This window comes from Spirabiliibacterium mucosae (assembly GCF_014884965.1).
In the GTDB taxonomy this organism is placed as follows: Bacteria; Pseudomonadota; Gammaproteobacteria; order Enterobacterales; family Pasteurellaceae; genus Spirabiliibacterium; species Spirabiliibacterium mucosae.
In genome coordinates, this window is the sequence record NZ_JABTBO010000011.1 from 13,187 (window position 1) to 27,104 (window position 13,918).

General features: G+C 52.6%; 18 protein-coding genes. 7 read left to right on the forward strand and 11 right to left on the reverse strand.

The features are described 5' to 3' along the window. Positions 1-46 precede the first annotated feature (46 nt). Positions 47-1,291 (forward strand): C4-dicarboxylate TRAP transporter large permease protein DctM, encoded by a 1,245-nt coding sequence (gene dctM, locus HPC37_RS05530; protein WP_208122186.1) that lies wholly within the window; start codon positions 47-49, stop codon positions 1,289-1,291. 26 nt (positions 1,292-1,317) lie between these two features. On the opposite strand, the gene HPC37_RS05535 is transcribed toward dctM, so the two are convergent. Beyond that, complete coding sequence (locus HPC37_RS05535) at positions 1,318-1,653, reverse strand: winged helix-turn-helix transcriptional regulator (RefSeq protein ID WP_208122187.1); 336 nt, start codon at positions 1,651-1,653, stop codon at positions 1,318-1,320. Positions 1,654-1,791: 138 nt separating this feature from the next. Between HPC37_RS05535 and HPC37_RS05540 the strand changes: the two genes are divergently transcribed. Then, positions 1,792-2,427, forward strand: coding sequence for an NAD(P)-dependent oxidoreductase (locus tag HPC37_RS05540; protein ID WP_235961458.1), 636 nt, complete (start codon positions 1,792-1,794; stop codon positions 2,425-2,427). A gap of 28 nt (positions 2,428-2,455) precedes the next feature. On the opposite strand, the gene HPC37_RS05545 is transcribed toward HPC37_RS05540, so the two are convergent. Genes HPC37_RS05545 through rsmC form a run of 4 tightly spaced genes read right to left on the reverse strand, consistent with a single transcriptional unit; the run spans position 2,456 to position 6,027 of the window. Then, positions 2,456-3,739, reverse strand: a complete 1,284-nt coding sequence (locus tag HPC37_RS05545) for a hypothetical protein (RefSeq protein WP_208122188.1) — start codon at positions 3,737-3,739, stop codon at positions 2,456-2,458. Further along, positions 3,736-4,323 (reverse strand): dCTP deaminase, encoded by a 588-nt coding sequence (gene dcd / locus HPC37_RS05550; RefSeq protein ID WP_208122189.1) that lies wholly within the window; start codon positions 4,321-4,323, stop codon positions 3,736-3,738. Before dcd ends, HPC37_RS05545 begins: the two co-directional genes overlap by 4 nt. A 9-nt stretch (positions 4,324-4,332) precedes the next feature. Next, entirely contained in the window at positions 4,333-4,983 is a 651-nt protein-coding gene (gene udk, locus HPC37_RS05555; RefSeq protein WP_208122190.1) for a uridine kinase, read from the reverse strand. 45 nt (positions 4,984-5,028) lie between these two features. Further along, complete coding sequence (gene rsmC / locus HPC37_RS05560) at positions 5,029-6,027, reverse strand: 16S rRNA (guanine(1207)-N(2))-methyltransferase RsmC (protein WP_208122191.1); 999 nt, start codon at positions 6,025-6,027, stop codon at positions 5,029-5,031. A 76-nt stretch (positions 6,028-6,103) separates the two neighbouring features. Between rsmC and HPC37_RS05565 the strand changes: the two genes are divergently transcribed. Together HPC37_RS05565 and rimI are read left to right on the forward strand one after the other, a co-directional pair. Continuing rightward, positions 6,104-6,529: a DNA polymerase III subunit psi gene (locus HPC37_RS05565; protein ID WP_208122192.1), complete on the forward strand. Its 426-nt coding sequence runs from the start codon at positions 6,104-6,106 to the stop codon at positions 6,527-6,529. Next, positions 6,519-6,959, forward strand: coding sequence for a ribosomal protein S18-alanine N-acetyltransferase (gene rimI, locus HPC37_RS05570; protein WP_208122193.1), 441 nt, complete (start codon positions 6,519-6,521; stop codon positions 6,957-6,959). The genes HPC37_RS05565 and rimI overlap by 11 nt, the downstream gene beginning before the upstream one ends. A gap of 30 nt (positions 6,960-6,989) precedes the next feature. Here the strand turns inward: rimI and HPC37_RS05575 are convergent, their stop codons facing one another. Then, entirely contained in the window at positions 6,990-7,328 is a 339-nt protein-coding gene (locus tag HPC37_RS05575; RefSeq protein ID WP_208122194.1) for a zinc ribbon domain-containing protein YjdM, read from the reverse strand. A gap of 8 nt (positions 7,329-7,336) precedes the next feature. After that, a complete protein-coding gene (locus HPC37_RS05580) occupies positions 7,337-7,648 on the reverse strand; it encodes a GrxA family glutaredoxin (RefSeq protein WP_208122195.1) in 312 nt (103 codons plus the stop codon). A 128-nt stretch (positions 7,649-7,776) separates the two neighbouring features. Between HPC37_RS05580 and HPC37_RS05585 the strand changes: the two genes are divergently transcribed. Both HPC37_RS05585 and ycfP read left to right on the forward strand, forming a co-directional pair. Then, a complete protein-coding gene (locus tag HPC37_RS05585) occupies positions 7,777-8,679 on the forward strand; it encodes an ATP-grasp domain-containing protein (protein WP_208122196.1) in 903 nt (300 codons plus the stop codon). 74 nt (positions 8,680-8,753) lie between these two features. Next, complete coding sequence (ycfP, locus tag HPC37_RS05590; protein WP_208122197.1) at positions 8,754-9,299, forward strand: alpha/beta hydrolase YcfP; 546 nt, start codon at positions 8,754-8,756, stop codon at positions 9,297-9,299. Between the two features lie 27 nt (positions 9,300-9,326). Here ycfP and gloA2 read toward each other — a convergent pair whose 3' ends face one another. From gloA2 to nfo, 3 genes are all read right to left on the reverse strand, one after another. Continuing rightward, positions 9,327-9,716 (reverse strand): SMU1112c/YaeR family gloxylase I-like metalloprotein, encoded by a 390-nt coding sequence (gene gloA2, locus HPC37_RS05595; RefSeq protein ID WP_208122198.1) that lies wholly within the window; start codon positions 9,714-9,716, stop codon positions 9,327-9,329. Beyond that, positions 9,716-10,207: an NlpC/P60 family protein gene (locus HPC37_RS05600; RefSeq protein WP_208122199.1), complete on the reverse strand. Its 492-nt coding sequence runs from the start codon at positions 10,205-10,207 to the stop codon at positions 9,716-9,718. The genes gloA2 and HPC37_RS05600 overlap by 1 nt, the downstream gene beginning before the upstream one ends. A gap of 84 nt (positions 10,208-10,291) precedes the next feature. Beyond that, a complete protein-coding gene (nfo, locus tag HPC37_RS05605) occupies positions 10,292-11,134 on the reverse strand; it encodes a deoxyribonuclease IV (protein WP_208122200.1) in 843 nt (280 codons plus the stop codon). A gap of 75 nt (positions 11,135-11,209) precedes the next feature. Between nfo and HPC37_RS05610 the strand changes: the two genes are divergently transcribed. Beyond that, entirely contained in the window at positions 11,210-11,758 is a 549-nt protein-coding gene (locus HPC37_RS05610) for a TorD/DmsD family molecular chaperone (RefSeq protein WP_208122201.1), read from the forward strand. On the opposite strand, the gene yccS is transcribed toward HPC37_RS05610, so the two are convergent. Then, the gene (yccS, locus tag HPC37_RS05615) at positions 11,755-13,911 is read right to left on the reverse strand and encodes a YccS family putative transporter (RefSeq protein ID WP_208122202.1); all 2,157 of its coding nucleotides are present in this window, start codon (positions 13,909-13,911) and stop codon (positions 11,755-11,757) included. The genes HPC37_RS05610 and yccS overlap by 4 nt on opposite strands. Between the last annotated feature and the right edge of the window lie 7 nt (positions 13,912-13,918).

Consider the following 13,918-nt stretch of genomic DNA (forward strand, 5'->3'; position numbering starts at 1 on the left):
GAGCGGTTATGACGATTTTATTTTATTCGCCTGTTTATTTATTTTAATGCTCATTGGCGTGCCGATTGCCGTCGCGCTCGGGCTTTCAGGCTCATTAACCATTATTTTCTTCAGTCAAGACACCTTAAGCTCGGTGGCCATCAAACTGTTTGAAACCTCTGAGCACTACACCTTGCTGGCCATCCCGTTCTTCTTGCTTGCAGGTGCGTTTATGACCACCGGCGGCGTGGCGCGGCGTTTGATTGACTTTGCTAACGCCACCGTGGGGCATATTCGCGGCGGCTTGGCGATCGCCTCAGTGCTCTCGTGTATGCTCTTCGCGGCCTTGTCAGGCTCCAGCCCAGCCACCGTGGCCGCAGTCGGCTCGATTGCGATTGCCGGCATGGTGCGCTCTGGCTACCCGAAAGAGTTCGGCACTGGGATTGTGTGTAACGCCGGTACACTGGGGATCTTGATCCCGCCATCGGTGGTGATGGTGGTGTATGCCGCTGCAACGGAAACCTCCGTTGGCCGCTTGTTTATGGCCGGCGTAGTGCCAGGCTTGTTGCTCGGTGGCGCATTGATGATCGGCATTTATCTGGTCGCACGCATCAAAAAATTGCCAGCGCTGCCACGCGCCAGTGTGCGTGAGTGGTTCTCCTCCGCGCGCAAAGCGCTGTGGGGCTTGATTTTGATGGTGATTATCTTAGGCGGGATTTACAGCGGTGCCTTCACCCCAACGGAAGCAGCGGCGGTGGCAGCGGTGTACTCGTTCTTTGTCGCGGTGTTTGTGTATAAAGACATCAAACTGCGCGAGTGCCCGAAAGTGTTGCTGGAAGCCGGCAAGCTGAGCATTATGCTGATGTTTATCATCGCCAACGCCATGCTCTTTGCCCACGTGCTCACCACCGAGCAAATCCCGCAGCAATTGACCAACCTTGTGGTGGAAATGGACTTGCAAGCGTGGCAATTCCTGATTGTGGTCAACATCATTTTGCTGATGGCGGGCGCGTTCATGGAGCCGTCTGCCATCATCTTGATTTTGGTGCCAATCCTCTTCCCAATCGCCACCCAATTGGGCATCGACCCAATCCACTTGGGTGTGATCATGGTGGTGAACATGGAAATTGGTATGATCACCCCACCGGTGGGCTTGAACCTGTTTGTCTCTTCTGCCATCACAGGCTTGACCTTGCCACAGGTGATCAAAGCTGCCATGCCGTGGCTGCTGCTGATGCTGACCTTCTTGATCGCGATAACCTACATCCCAGCCATCTCACTGGCCTTGCCAAACTGGATTGGCGCGATGTAGCCCTGCCCAGACACAAAAACCGCACTTTAAAGTGCGGTTTTTTTCTGCCCATATTGGCGCTTGTACTGCTCTCCCCACTGAGCCAGCTGCGCAAGAATTGGCGCCAATGTTAACCCTAATGACGTGAGCTCATATTCCACTCTCGGCGGCACTTCTGGGTAAACTGTGCGGCTAACCAAGCCATGCTCTTCCATCAGCCTTAAATTCGCGGTCAATACTTTTTGCGTGATGTTGCCAACCGATCGCTTGAGCTCACTTGAGCGTAATTTGCCATTCATCAAATCGCGCAAAATGAGCACTTGCCATTTGTTACCAATAAACAAAAGTGCGGTTTCAACCGGGCAATCTGGTAAATTTTTCATAAAAAATTCTCGATAACATACTGATTATTAAATAAAGATACAAAAGGTCACTATATGACTTTAAAGTGCGTACTTCTTTTTAATTTTGTATTCACCTATGATAATCATCACCTGATTCACAAACAAGAGGAAATCATCATGAAAATTGCAATTTTAGCCGCTAACGGCAAAGCAGGCCGAGCTATCTTACAAGAAGCAGTCAACCGTGGGCATGACGTTTGCGCATTCTCCCGCCAGCCAATCACGCTTGAGAATATTACGTTTGCACACCAACAACGTGATATTTTTGATCTCACGACTGACGACTTCAAACCCTTCGATGTCGTGATAGACGCCTTCGGCGTATTCCAAAGTGAGCTCCTCGATGGCCACACAACCCATTTGGTGCATCTTGCTCAACAATTATCAGGGTTGGAGACGCAACTGGCTGTAGTGGGTGGTGCGGGGAGTTTGTATTTGGATGAGCAACATCAAACACAACTTAAAGACAGCCCAACATTCCCAGCCGAGTTTGCGCCACTGGCAACAGCACAAGGGGCAGGCTTGACCCGATTGCGCACATTCAGTGCTGTCAATTGGCTCTACTTAAGCCCTGCTGCTGATTTTCAAGCCGATGGTGAGCGCACTGGGCAGTATCAGCTTGCCGGTGAACGATTCACCGTTAATGACAAGCAACAAAGCACTATCAGTTATGCTGACTATGCTATTGCCATGCTCGATTTGGTTGAGCAAAAGCGCTATGTCCGTCAACGTTTAAGCGTGCTCGCGCCATAATGGAAAACCGCACTTTAACGTGCGGTTTTTATTGCTGTTGTTTTTCAAGCCAAGCTTTGGCTTTGTTTTTTAGCTCTTGGCCAAGCCCTTTGTCTAACCGCACTTTGTATTGCAGCGCGCCACATGGGCCGAAAAGTGACAGCGGCAAGGCGAGGTTTTCAAACTCTGCGCGGCGTGCGTTGAGTTTAAGCTCAAACACACATTGGTGGGTGTCTAAATTCACTTTGCCCGCGCCGTTGAGGGCGAAAATGGCGTTGCTCCCTTGCATTTTGCGGAAATAGAGCTCATCGCCACGCCAATCTAGGCTGACATCCAGCTGCTCAAGCGGCAGCTGTTTTTCACTGAGTTTGTCGGCGTTGTAGTACTTCACGGGCACATATTGGCCGAGAATATCAAGCAAGTTCAAGCTATTGGCGCTGGCATCACGGATTTGCAGCTGCATCTGCCCTTGCAGTGGGGTGCGCGCTTGGCGCTCAATGCGCCCTTCAAGCTGCGCGCGGCCTTGCACAATCACTGGGCGGTCGAAAAAGGTAAACCACGGCGCGAGATCCAAATTCTCCCCCGAGAGTTCACTGACCACGCGCTCACCCTCGCTGTGCTCACGCAGCAGCAATTTGCCTGCGTGTTGATAAAGCGCCACTTCAAGGCGTGTTGCGCCTGCTTGGCGGGCGGGCACGTTGACCACCGCTTTGTCGATCGGCATTTGGTTGAGCGCACCTTGGCGCATGAACAGTTGCAGCGCTTTGTCTTGAAACGCCACACTCAGCTCACGCGCCTCTAGCGCAAAAGATTTAAGGGTTTCGCGATAACTCGCGCGGCTTAGGCGGAACACGCCTTGGTGGATTTTCACACCATTGTTAAAGCGCTGCAGCCAGCCACTGAGCGCGATGGGGTTTTCGCCGTAGTAGCCTTGCAGTTGCACCTTGCCAAAAGCGTAGTTTTTGGGGTCAATTTCATCAATGTGTAATCGGATTTGCTCGGCTTGCACATCGCCGTGCTGCCACCATTGGCCGTGGGTGACCAGCACCTCGCTGATGGTGTCTTGCAGTGTGAAAAGCCGCCACCAGTCAATGCGCAGCGCCACAAGGCCGGCGCGAAGTTGGTGCTCGTCAAGCTGATAGCGCACATTGGCGATGCGCAGTTCAGGCGCTGGCCACACGCCAAAACTCAGCTCACCAAAGGTGAAATTGGGCACTTGGCTTAGGCGCGCGGCCAAGTTGGCTTTGGCTTGTTGCAGCTGGCTAAAGCCCAAATAGCCAAGCCCTGCCAGCGCCAGCACGCCAAGCGCGCCATAAAGCTTGCCACGGCTCACGCTTTGTCCTCATCAATGCGGCTGGCCACCGCACTTTGCTGATTTTTGTATTTTGCATTCGGGCGATGATTATACGGCCGCGCCGCCGCGCCGCTGAGAATTTCAAAACTCAAGGCGCCAATCACCATTTTCGGGCGCAGCGCCAGCGGCAGCTTGCCCGAGTTGTAGAACTCGAGCACAATTTTGCCCTCCCAGCCTGGGTCAATGCGATGGGCGGTGACGTGCACCATCAAGCCAAGGCGGGCAAGCGACGAGCGGCCATCAAGCCAGCCGATCACATTCGCTGGCAATCTTACCGATTCATAAGTAGTCGCCAGCGCCAGCACACCTGGGTGGAGGAAAAAGGCCTCATCATCTTGCAAGATAATTTCATCGCTCATCACGCTTTCCAGCTGGCGAGAAACCGCCTCTTTTGGGCCACTGAGGTCAATATAAGGCGCGCTGTAATCCCGAAACACGCGAAACGAATGCCCCAAGCGCACGTCCACCGTAGCGCCGTTGATTTTGTCATTGCCTGGGCGCGGTTCGAGCCCAATGGTGCCGTTGTCTAAATAGGCCTCAATGTCCGTGTCGCATAATCTCATCGCCCACTCCTATTTCAAAATTTGCAAAATTTGCGCTTTGAGCATATTGATTGCAATGCGGTTTTTGCCGCCGCGGGGCACAATCACATCCGCAAACTGCTTTGACGGCTGGATAAATTGCAAAAACATCGGGCGCACCGTTTTGCGGTATTGCGACACCACCGATTCCATCGAGCGGCCACGCTCTTGCATATCGCGCTGCAAACGGCGGATAAAGCAAATATCCAGCGGCGCATCGACAAAAATAGACGTGCTGATTTCATTACGAATACGCTCATCGGTGAGCAGCAAAATGCCCTCGAGAATAATGATCCGCTTTGGTTTGAAGGTGTGGGTTTTGTCGGTGCGGGTGTGCTCAACGTAGTCGTATTCTGGCACCTCAATCGCGTATCCTGCTTTAAGCTGTTGCAAATGGTGCACCAATAAGTCGTGATCCATCGAGCTTGGGTGGTCGTAGTTGGTTTGAATCCGCTGCTCAAAGGTCAAATGGCTTTGGTCTTTGTAGTAGGAATCTTCACTGATAATGCCAATTTGGTCGTCGCCGCCAAACTCTTCACACAGCTCTTTGTGAATGGTAGAGGCGATCAAGCTTTTGCCCGAGGCCGAGGCGCCCGCAATGGCGATAATAACAGGTTTGTGAGGCATGGTTGAATCGGTCATAATGGTTTCCTGCGTACGTTTTGCAAATTATAGCAAGTTTCACCCTTAGGCAAAAGCGCGATAAACTTTGAACTTGCTGCTTTGCGCCAGCACCTCTACGCGCCCAAAGGCACGCGCAAGCATATCGGGGTAAGGCAAAAAGGCATTGGCTACCAGGCGCAGCTCGCCGCCTGAATATAAATGCGCTTTGCTTTGCGCAATCAGCCGCTCGCTGGCGGCATAGGCGGTGTCTATCCCATCATGAAACGGCGGGTTGGAGATGATGAGATTAAATTTGCCCTCAATCTGCGAGAACACATCACTGGCCACCACCTCGCCATGCAGGCCGTTCTCCGCCAAGGTGCGCTGGCTGGAGGCAATTGCCATGGCGTGAATGTCGCTTTGCAGTAGCTCAATGGCGGGGTTTTTCTGCTTGATATATGCGCCAATCACGCCCGCTCCGCAGCCCACGTCCAACACGCGCCCTTTGACCGCACTTTGCAATGTGGAAAGTAAAAGTGCGGTGCCCGCGTCCAATTCCCCCGCGCTGAACACCCCGGGCAGGGCGCAGACGCGCAAGCCTTCAAGGCTGGCGGGCGCATAACAGCGCCAGTGCTCCTCGGCTGAAAACTCCGGCACTCGCTCAAGGGTGAAATGATAAAGCCCGCAGCGGCGTGCGGAGTCAATTTTTTGAATCGATCCAAACGGTGCCAGCAGGCTTTCCACCGAGCGCACACCAGCGCGATTTTCCCCGACAATCAGTGCGCGTTGGCCCACAGGTGCCAGGCTGAGCAATTGCAGCAGCTCAAAGCGCACTTCTTGCTTGTTTTTGCCCCAATAATAGATCAATAAATCCGCCTGCCAGTCGCTCGGCTGGCCGAACTGGGCATTATCCAAAGTGCGGTTTTGTGCGAGGTAATCAAAATAAAAACTGCTGAGCGACACCGCACTTTGAGCGCTGAGCTGCGCCGGCAGGCTGTCGCGCACAACGCCGGCAAAATGGAGCGAACGGCCTGCGAGTAAATCTCGCTGGCGGGTGAGCACTTGGCTTTCAACACTTAACACTACAAATCCTATTCTTTATACGCTAAAATGGCGCCATTATAGCGCATTCTCGCAAAACTTACATTCAAGGGGCACTATGTCACGCCAGCAGCAACTTTTGGCTCAAATGGGCATCACCACCTGGCAAATCCGCCGCCCGCAGGTGTTTCAAGGGGCGAGTTTGCTGCAACTCGGCGCGCAGGTGAAATTGCTGATTATCCAGCCTCACGCCCAGCTGCCCCACCCGCTGTTTGGTGACATTTTACGCGCGCTGAACATTCGCGCTGAGCACTGCCACGTGGCCAGCCCCGAGCAACTGCCGCGCATTGCCTGTCAGCACCCGATTTCCCTCTGGTTTGTCGGCACGCCTGCCGTTGCGCCGAAATTCAACGCTCAATGCGTCACTAGCCAACTGAGCCTGCCTGATTGGGCACAGCTGAAAGCCAGCGCGCAGGCCAAGCGTGCGCTGTGGCACGATTTGCAAGCCAGCCCACTGCTTAAAGCGCAAGCCGATGACCATTAGCCCCGTTACGCAGGCGGATTTCACCGCACTTTATGCCATTGAATGCGCCGCCCACGCCGTGCCGTGGTCATATGGCACACTGTGCAATAACCAAGGCGAGCGTTATTGCAATTTAAAAATCACCCACCAAGGCCACATTGCCGGCTTTGCTATCTGCCAAGTGGTGCTCGATGAAGCAACTCTGTTTAACCTCGCCATCGCGCCAGAGTATCAACGCCAAGGCTTAGGCAAAGCGTTGTTAAGCGCGCTGATGGAGAGCCTGCGCGCGCAAGGCGTGGCCACACTTTGGCTTGAGGTGCGCCAGTCCAACCAGCGCGCCCAGCGCCTTTACGACACGCTTGGGTTTAATGAAGTTAGCCTGCGCAAAAACTACTACCCAACCCCCGACGGCGGGCGTGAACACGCCGTGATCATGGCCGCCTATTTATAAAAAACCGCACTTTTAAAAAGTGCGGTCAGCTTAGTTGGCTTTTTTCAAAAATTCTGATTTCAACATCATGCTCACGCCGTCGATTTTGCAATCCACGTTGTGATCGCCGTCTACCAGGCGGATGTTTTTCGCTTTGCTGCCCTTTTTCAGCACCATCGACGAGCCTTTGACTTTGAGATCTTTGACCAAAATCACGCTGTCGCCGTCGCTGAGCACATTGCCGTTGGCGTCTTTCACAATCAAGGCATCGTCATCGATTGGCGCCTCATCGGGATGCCATTCAAAGCCGCAGCTTGGGCAAACGAGGTGCACACCGTCGCTGTAAACGTATTCGCCCTGACATTGTGGGCAGTTAGGTAAAGTTTCCATATCACTCCTTAAAAAAAACGCACTGCCAACGCAGTGCGTTTCAACACCAAAGTGCGGTTACGCCACCACACCAAATTTTCTTTCACAAAGGCTTCAAAGTCAGTGCAGCCGCCGATTGGTTGCTCGTCGACAAAAATTTGTGGCACGGTTTCAACCGGTTTGCCAACGGATTTGGACAAATCTGCTTTGCTGATGCCTTCCGCAATGATGTCGATATAACGATAGCTGAAATCTTCTTGGCTTTTTTCCAATTTTTCAGCCAATTCTTTTGCGCGCACGCAATATGGGCAGCCTGGGCGACCAAAAATAACAACAAACATACTAGCTCCTTAAAAAGTGATTTAAACCGCTTTATTTTAACTGAAATTGGCTTAAAATCGAAAAGTTTTTTCCCATCGCCGTAATTGGTGTAACATATCAGCCAAACTAAACCGATGTAACAAAAAAGATGAAATTATTAATGCTCTGCCGCGAGCCGCGTCTTTACAGCTGCCAGCGCCTGCTTGAGGCGGCAGAAAGTGGCGGCCATCAATTAGACATTTTAGACCCCAACCGCTTTGCGTTGAAAATCGAAGGCGAGCAGGTTCATTTTTATTATCAAGCCAAATACAAATCCCCCGCTTTGCCCTTGGGCGACTATGACGCGGTGATCCCACGCTTTGGCGCCAGCAGCACCAAAATGGGCTGCGCTGTGCTCCACCATTTTCAAGCCAAAGGCGTGCCCTGCCTTAACAGTGCGCAGGCGTTTTTAAACGCGCGCGACAAATGGCACAGCTTGTTGCTGCTGCAACAGCACAACATCCCCGTGCCCAACAGCTTGCTCGCGGGTCTTGAATTTGAAGGCAAATTGGCGCTGGATTTCATCCAAAGCCCAACGATTTTGAAAACCCTCTCCGGCGCGCAAGGCATTGGCGTGATGCTGGCAGAGAAAAAGCAAAGTGCGGTCAGCATTTTAGAAACTCTCAACGGCGCCAATATCCCAACGCTGTTGCAAGATTTTATCAGCGAGGCGCAAAGTGCGGATTTGCGCTGTTTTGTGATCGACAATCGCATTGTCGCCAGCATGCAGCGCAGCGGGCAAGAGGGCGAATTTCGCGCCAATGCCCACCGCGGCGGGCAAGCCTGCGAGGTGGCGCTCACAGCTCAAGAGCGCGAGATTGCCCTGCGCGCGGCCAGTGTGCTCGGCCTTGATGTGGCGGGGGTGGATTTGATTCGCTCTGCCAACGGCCCATTGGTGCTAGAAGTCAACGCCAGCCCTGGGCTTGAAACCATCGAGCGGGTAAGCAAAATCGACATTGCATTGCAAATGATCATCGCACTGGAAAAACGCGTGGCACAAAAAGGCGATTAAGCCCACACTTTTGACTTGCGCACATTGCAGCGCGGGTGAAAATTGAGTAAGGTTAAAACAAAAAGGATAGCATTATGATTATTTATCTTCACGGATTTGACTCTAGCAGCCCAGGCAATCATGAAAAAATCATGCAATTGAAATTCATTGACCCCGATGTGCGCTTTGTCAATTACAGCACACTCCACCCGCGCCACGATATGCAATTTTTGCTCAACGAGGTGCATAAATTAGTGACCGAAAGCCAAGACGAATCCCCACTGATTTGCGGCGTGGGCCTTGGCGGCTACTGGGCGGAGCGCATTGGCTTTTTGTGCAACATCAAACAAGCGCTGTTCAACCCCAACCTCTACCCGCAAGAAAATATGCAAGGCAAAATCGACCGCCCTGAAGAGTACGAAGACATCAAAACCAAATGCGTGAGCCAATTTCGCGAGAAAAACCGCCACAACTGCATCGTCTTCCTCTCCACTCACGACGGCGTGCTCGACTCCAACCGCACATTTGAAGCGCTCTCGCCCTACTACCCTATCGTGTGGGACGAACACGAAACCCACAAATTCGCCAAAATCTCGCAACACCTTCAACGCATCGCGAAGTTCAAAAAAGGCGAAGACTAAAACACAAAGTGCGGTTAAACCGCACTTTTATTTTTGATAAAGCTCTAACGGTAGGTTGTCGGGGTCTTTGAAAAAGGTGTAGGCGCGCGCGGTGATTGGGTCGATGCGGATGGGTTCGCAGGCAATGCCGTGCTCGCTAAGATAATTGACCGCACTTTCGATGTCATCAACGCCAAAGGCGAGGTGGCGCAAGCCGCAAGCTTCGGGTTGTGTTGGCCGCGCGGGTGGTGCTGGGAAGGAGAATAGCTCAATTTGCACGCCGTCGGCCAAGGCCAGATCAAGCTTGTAGCTGTCGCGCTCGGCGCGGTAGGTTTCATGAATAATGCGCGCACCTAAAACATCGGTGTAAAACACTTTAGATTTGGCGTAGTTAGAGGCGATGATGGCAATATGGTGAACGCTGAGCTGCAACGCCATTAATTCACCACGCGGCGCGCTTGAGAATAGTGCCGTGCCCAGTAGCCACTTTCAATCGAGCTGGTGGTCACACCTTGGCTGGTGCTGGCGTGAATGAAATCGCCGTTGCCGATGTATATGCCGACATGGCGGTTGCGGCGGAAGAAGATGAGATCGCCAGGTTGCAAATCCGCCTTGTTGATGCGCTTGCCAACATAGCGCTGCTCGGAGGTGGTGCGCGGCAGGGCGACGCCAAACACGTTGGCAAAGGCGCGCGAGACAAACGCCGAGCAGTCAATGCCGCGCTTGGTGTTGCCGCCTAGGCGGTAACGCACACCGGCCCATTTGCGATAAAAATTTTGCAGCTGCAAAAACTCCATAAAATCGCCTTTGGCAGACATGTTCGCGGGGGTGTTGGTGCGGTATTGCACACTTTGCGTGCCTTGTTGCACACTGGTGCACGCGCTTGCGAGCATGATCGTGAAGGCAATCGTCAGCCATTTTTGCCACATGGTTGGAGTCTCTTTCAGTTGGGGGTTGCAAATTTTTGCTATTGTATACTATTTCACCCGCCCCTGCCAGCCTCAACCGCACTTTTATTGCGCCAAGCTGCGCAGCCAGGCAATTTCCGCCGCCCAATTGTCAGGCTCAATGGTTTCTAAAATCAACGGCATATCATCAAAGTGCGGTTGGTTCATAATGTAGTCAAACACCGCGGTGCCCAACAGCCCTTGTTGCAGGCAGTGATGGCGGTCAACGCGGCTGCCCAATGCTGTTTTGCTGCCGTTGAGGTGCATCCCGCGCAGGTATTTAAACCCGACAATGCGGTCAAATTCAGCAAACACTTGCGCGCAGCCCTCCGGCGTTGAAATATCATAGCCACTGGCGAATAAATGGCAGGTGTCTAAACACACGCCCACGCGGGATTTGTCTTCAACCCCGGCGATGATCTCGGCTAAATGCTCGAACTGGCAGCCCACATTTGAGCCTTGGCCTGCGGTGTTTTCAATCACCGCCACCACATCATCCACACGCGCATGTGCCCAGTTGATGGACGCCGCCACCGTGGCAAGACAGGCCTGCTCGCTGATTTGGCGCAAGTGGCTGCCAGGGTGAAAGTTGAGCAGCGTTAGACCCAGTTGCTGGCAGCGTTGCATTTCATCCAAAAACGCCTGGCGAGATTTTTCCAGCGCAGCGCGCTCGGGGTGGCCTAAATTAATCAAATAACTGTCGTGGGGCAGCACGTGGCGTGGGCTGATGTTGGCCTCGGCCAAGCGCACTTTGAACGCGTTAATGCTTTGCTCACTCAACGGCTTGGCGACCCACTGGCGCTGATTTTTGGTAAACAGCGCAAAGGCATTGGCACCAATGGCCTGCGCGTTGCTCACCGCGTTTTCTACCCCGCCTGCTGCGCTGACATGCGCGCCGATGTATTTCATAAGCGTCCTTAACTGTGTGGCTAAAGATGTGATACTATCAAAAATCATCACCTCAACCAAGATAAGGACCCGTTAATGAACGATTTTTCCATGCTCACTCGCCTTTTTGGCAATCTGTTTTATCGCGCCCCGCAAGATGAGGTGCTCACCGGCGTATTTGACTGGCTCAAACAAGGCCAGCTGACCGCACTTTGGGCACTGGGCGTTGATGCACAAAGCCAACAAGCACTAAACCGCCTTGAGCAACTTGACCGCGCGCAAATGCAACGTGATTTTGAACGCCTTTTTGCGCAAGATGGCGCCGTTTCGGTGAAGATCAGTGATTATAACGACACACTCGCTGACTTTATGCAATTTCGCGCTGAGCGTGGCCTACCCGCGCTTGCCGAGCCTGACCACGTGGCGCATTTGCTGCTGAGCAGCTCGTGGATTGAAGATAATCTCGACAGCCTCAGCGCCCAGCAGCAGCTTTTTGCAGACTTTTTGCTACCGACTATGAAGGCCTTTTTAGGCCAAGTGGAGGCGCACGATCAAAGTGCTTATCAAGCTCTCGCACAACTGTGCCGTGAAGCCTTGAGCGCAATGGCTGATGAGTTGGAAGAAGAGGCGCAAAGTGCGGTTTAAACCGCACTTTCGAGTTTGGCTTGGCAGGCAATGCTGCGTTTGAGCGGCACGATGAGGTTTGAAATCATCAACAACTGCTGGCTGATGACTTTGTCTTGCTGCACGGCTTTGTGGGTTTCTTCACTCTCGAGCGTGTGTGCCAAGCGCGCTTGAATGCCCTCTACTTTGGCTTGCAACTCGCTTTCGTCAAGGGTTTGAATCTGCTCGAGCAGGTCAATCAGCTGGCGTGAAGCGGGGTAAAGATCAAGCAGGAAATATTTGTCATCGCCACGTTGGCTCATGGTAAAGCGCAGCGCCCCGAGAGAAGAAATATAACCCAGCATGCCATAATTTTCTTTCAAAATTTGAAAGCCATTTTGCAAATAGAGCTTGTATTTTTGCGGTTCGCTGTTCATATCCGCAATCACAGTGCTCAGCTCTGCCGCACTTTTGTTCGCCGCCAGGCGCACGCTGCGGTAATTAACGTGATTTTGCTCACCAAAGAGCAATTGCGTCATCACATAGAGCAAATAACGCGCGTTGTTTTTGATACTTAGGCCAATCAAGCGGCCAATTTTCATGTATTTCCAATCCGGCCACAGATACGAGACCGCGACGCCTGCGATAATCGCGCCCACGACGGTGTCGATCATGCGCGGCCACATGGCGGCATAAATATCAAAGCCTGAGATGTCAAAGCTGATCAACACCTGAATGGTGATAAAGCAGGTGGAAAAGCTGTAGTTATTGTTTTTAAAGAAGAAAAACAGCGTGCTGCTGGCCACCAATAGCCCCAATTTGGCGGCTAACGTGGCGGTGAAAAACGGGATCAGCGAGCCGATCAACACGCCTGCGAGCGTGCCGATAATCCGCTCGCGCAGGCGCTTTTTGGTGGCGGAATAGTTCGGCTGGCAGACAAACACCGCCGTGAGCAAAATCCAATAGCCACGTTCGAGATCGATATTCACCACAATCAAGCTACAAGCCAGCACCACGATCGACAGCCGCACGGCGTGGCGGAAAAGTTGCGATTCAAAGGTGAGGTTGTTTTTCAGCGCCACCCACATTTCACGCAGGCTGCGGATTTTGTCCATGTTGATCACATGGCTGTAGCTGTCTTGGATTTGGTCGTCGTTTTTGCCCAAAAAGAGAATTTGCCATTGAATGGAGCTGAGGTTGTCCATCACGGTGGCGAGGTTGTTGCGCTGGGCGTTGTGCGGGTTTTGCTGCTCAAATAATGCAAACGATTGTTTCAAGCCCGCAGCCGCGCGCGCCAACCGCACTTTAGGCGTATATTGGGTTTGGCGCAAAATCGCGTGGGCAATGTTGCGGCACGCATCGGCTTGCAGCTCGATCATGCGTTGAATGCGGAATAACAATGCGTTGTTTTGCAAGTCGCTGACCAATTTGGCGTAATCAAAATGCGACGAGCTGGCACGCTCTAAAATATCTTGCGCGGCGTAATAGTAGCGAATCAACTTGGCCGTTTTGCTTTGGGTATGCTGCCGCCCAAGGCGAACAAACAGCGATTGCTGGCACACGCTGAACGCCACAATCACCTTGCCGTTGAGCCGTGCGAGTTCAAGCTGCAAGGTTTCAATGTCGTCAGGATTATCGGGGTCGAAAAAATTCGCCTTGCCGTCGAGGTAATCCGCCAGCGCCAAAAAGGCATCCGCCAAGCTTTCATCAACTTTGTAGCGCGGAAAGAAGAGATACACCACGATGGTCACTAGGCTGTAAAGCAAAGTGCCGGTGATGATCATAAACGGGTTGAGATACCACGGCGTTTCAGGCAAATAAGTCAGCGCGGTGTAGAGCGCCACCGCCAGCGTGCCGAAGGCAATGGTGCTGTAGCGTTGGCCAAAGGCGCCCATCATCACCAGCATAAAAGTAAACGGGGTTATCATCATCGAATAAAGCAACGGATCGCTCAGCGCATACTGCGCGCCAAAAGTGCACAGCGTGAAGGCGATGAGCGTGATAATGATGTTTTGCAGCTTGCCGGTAAGGTTGTGGTCTAAATCCACCAAGGCGGCGGCGATGATGCCGAGCACAAACGGCATGGCACCGGTTGAAATATCAAACCAATAGATAAAAATCGAGGCGAGATTCAACGCGATGAAAACAGGAATCACCGAGATGATTTTGTTATTCAGCCAGCCGAGCTTTCTCACACCGCCC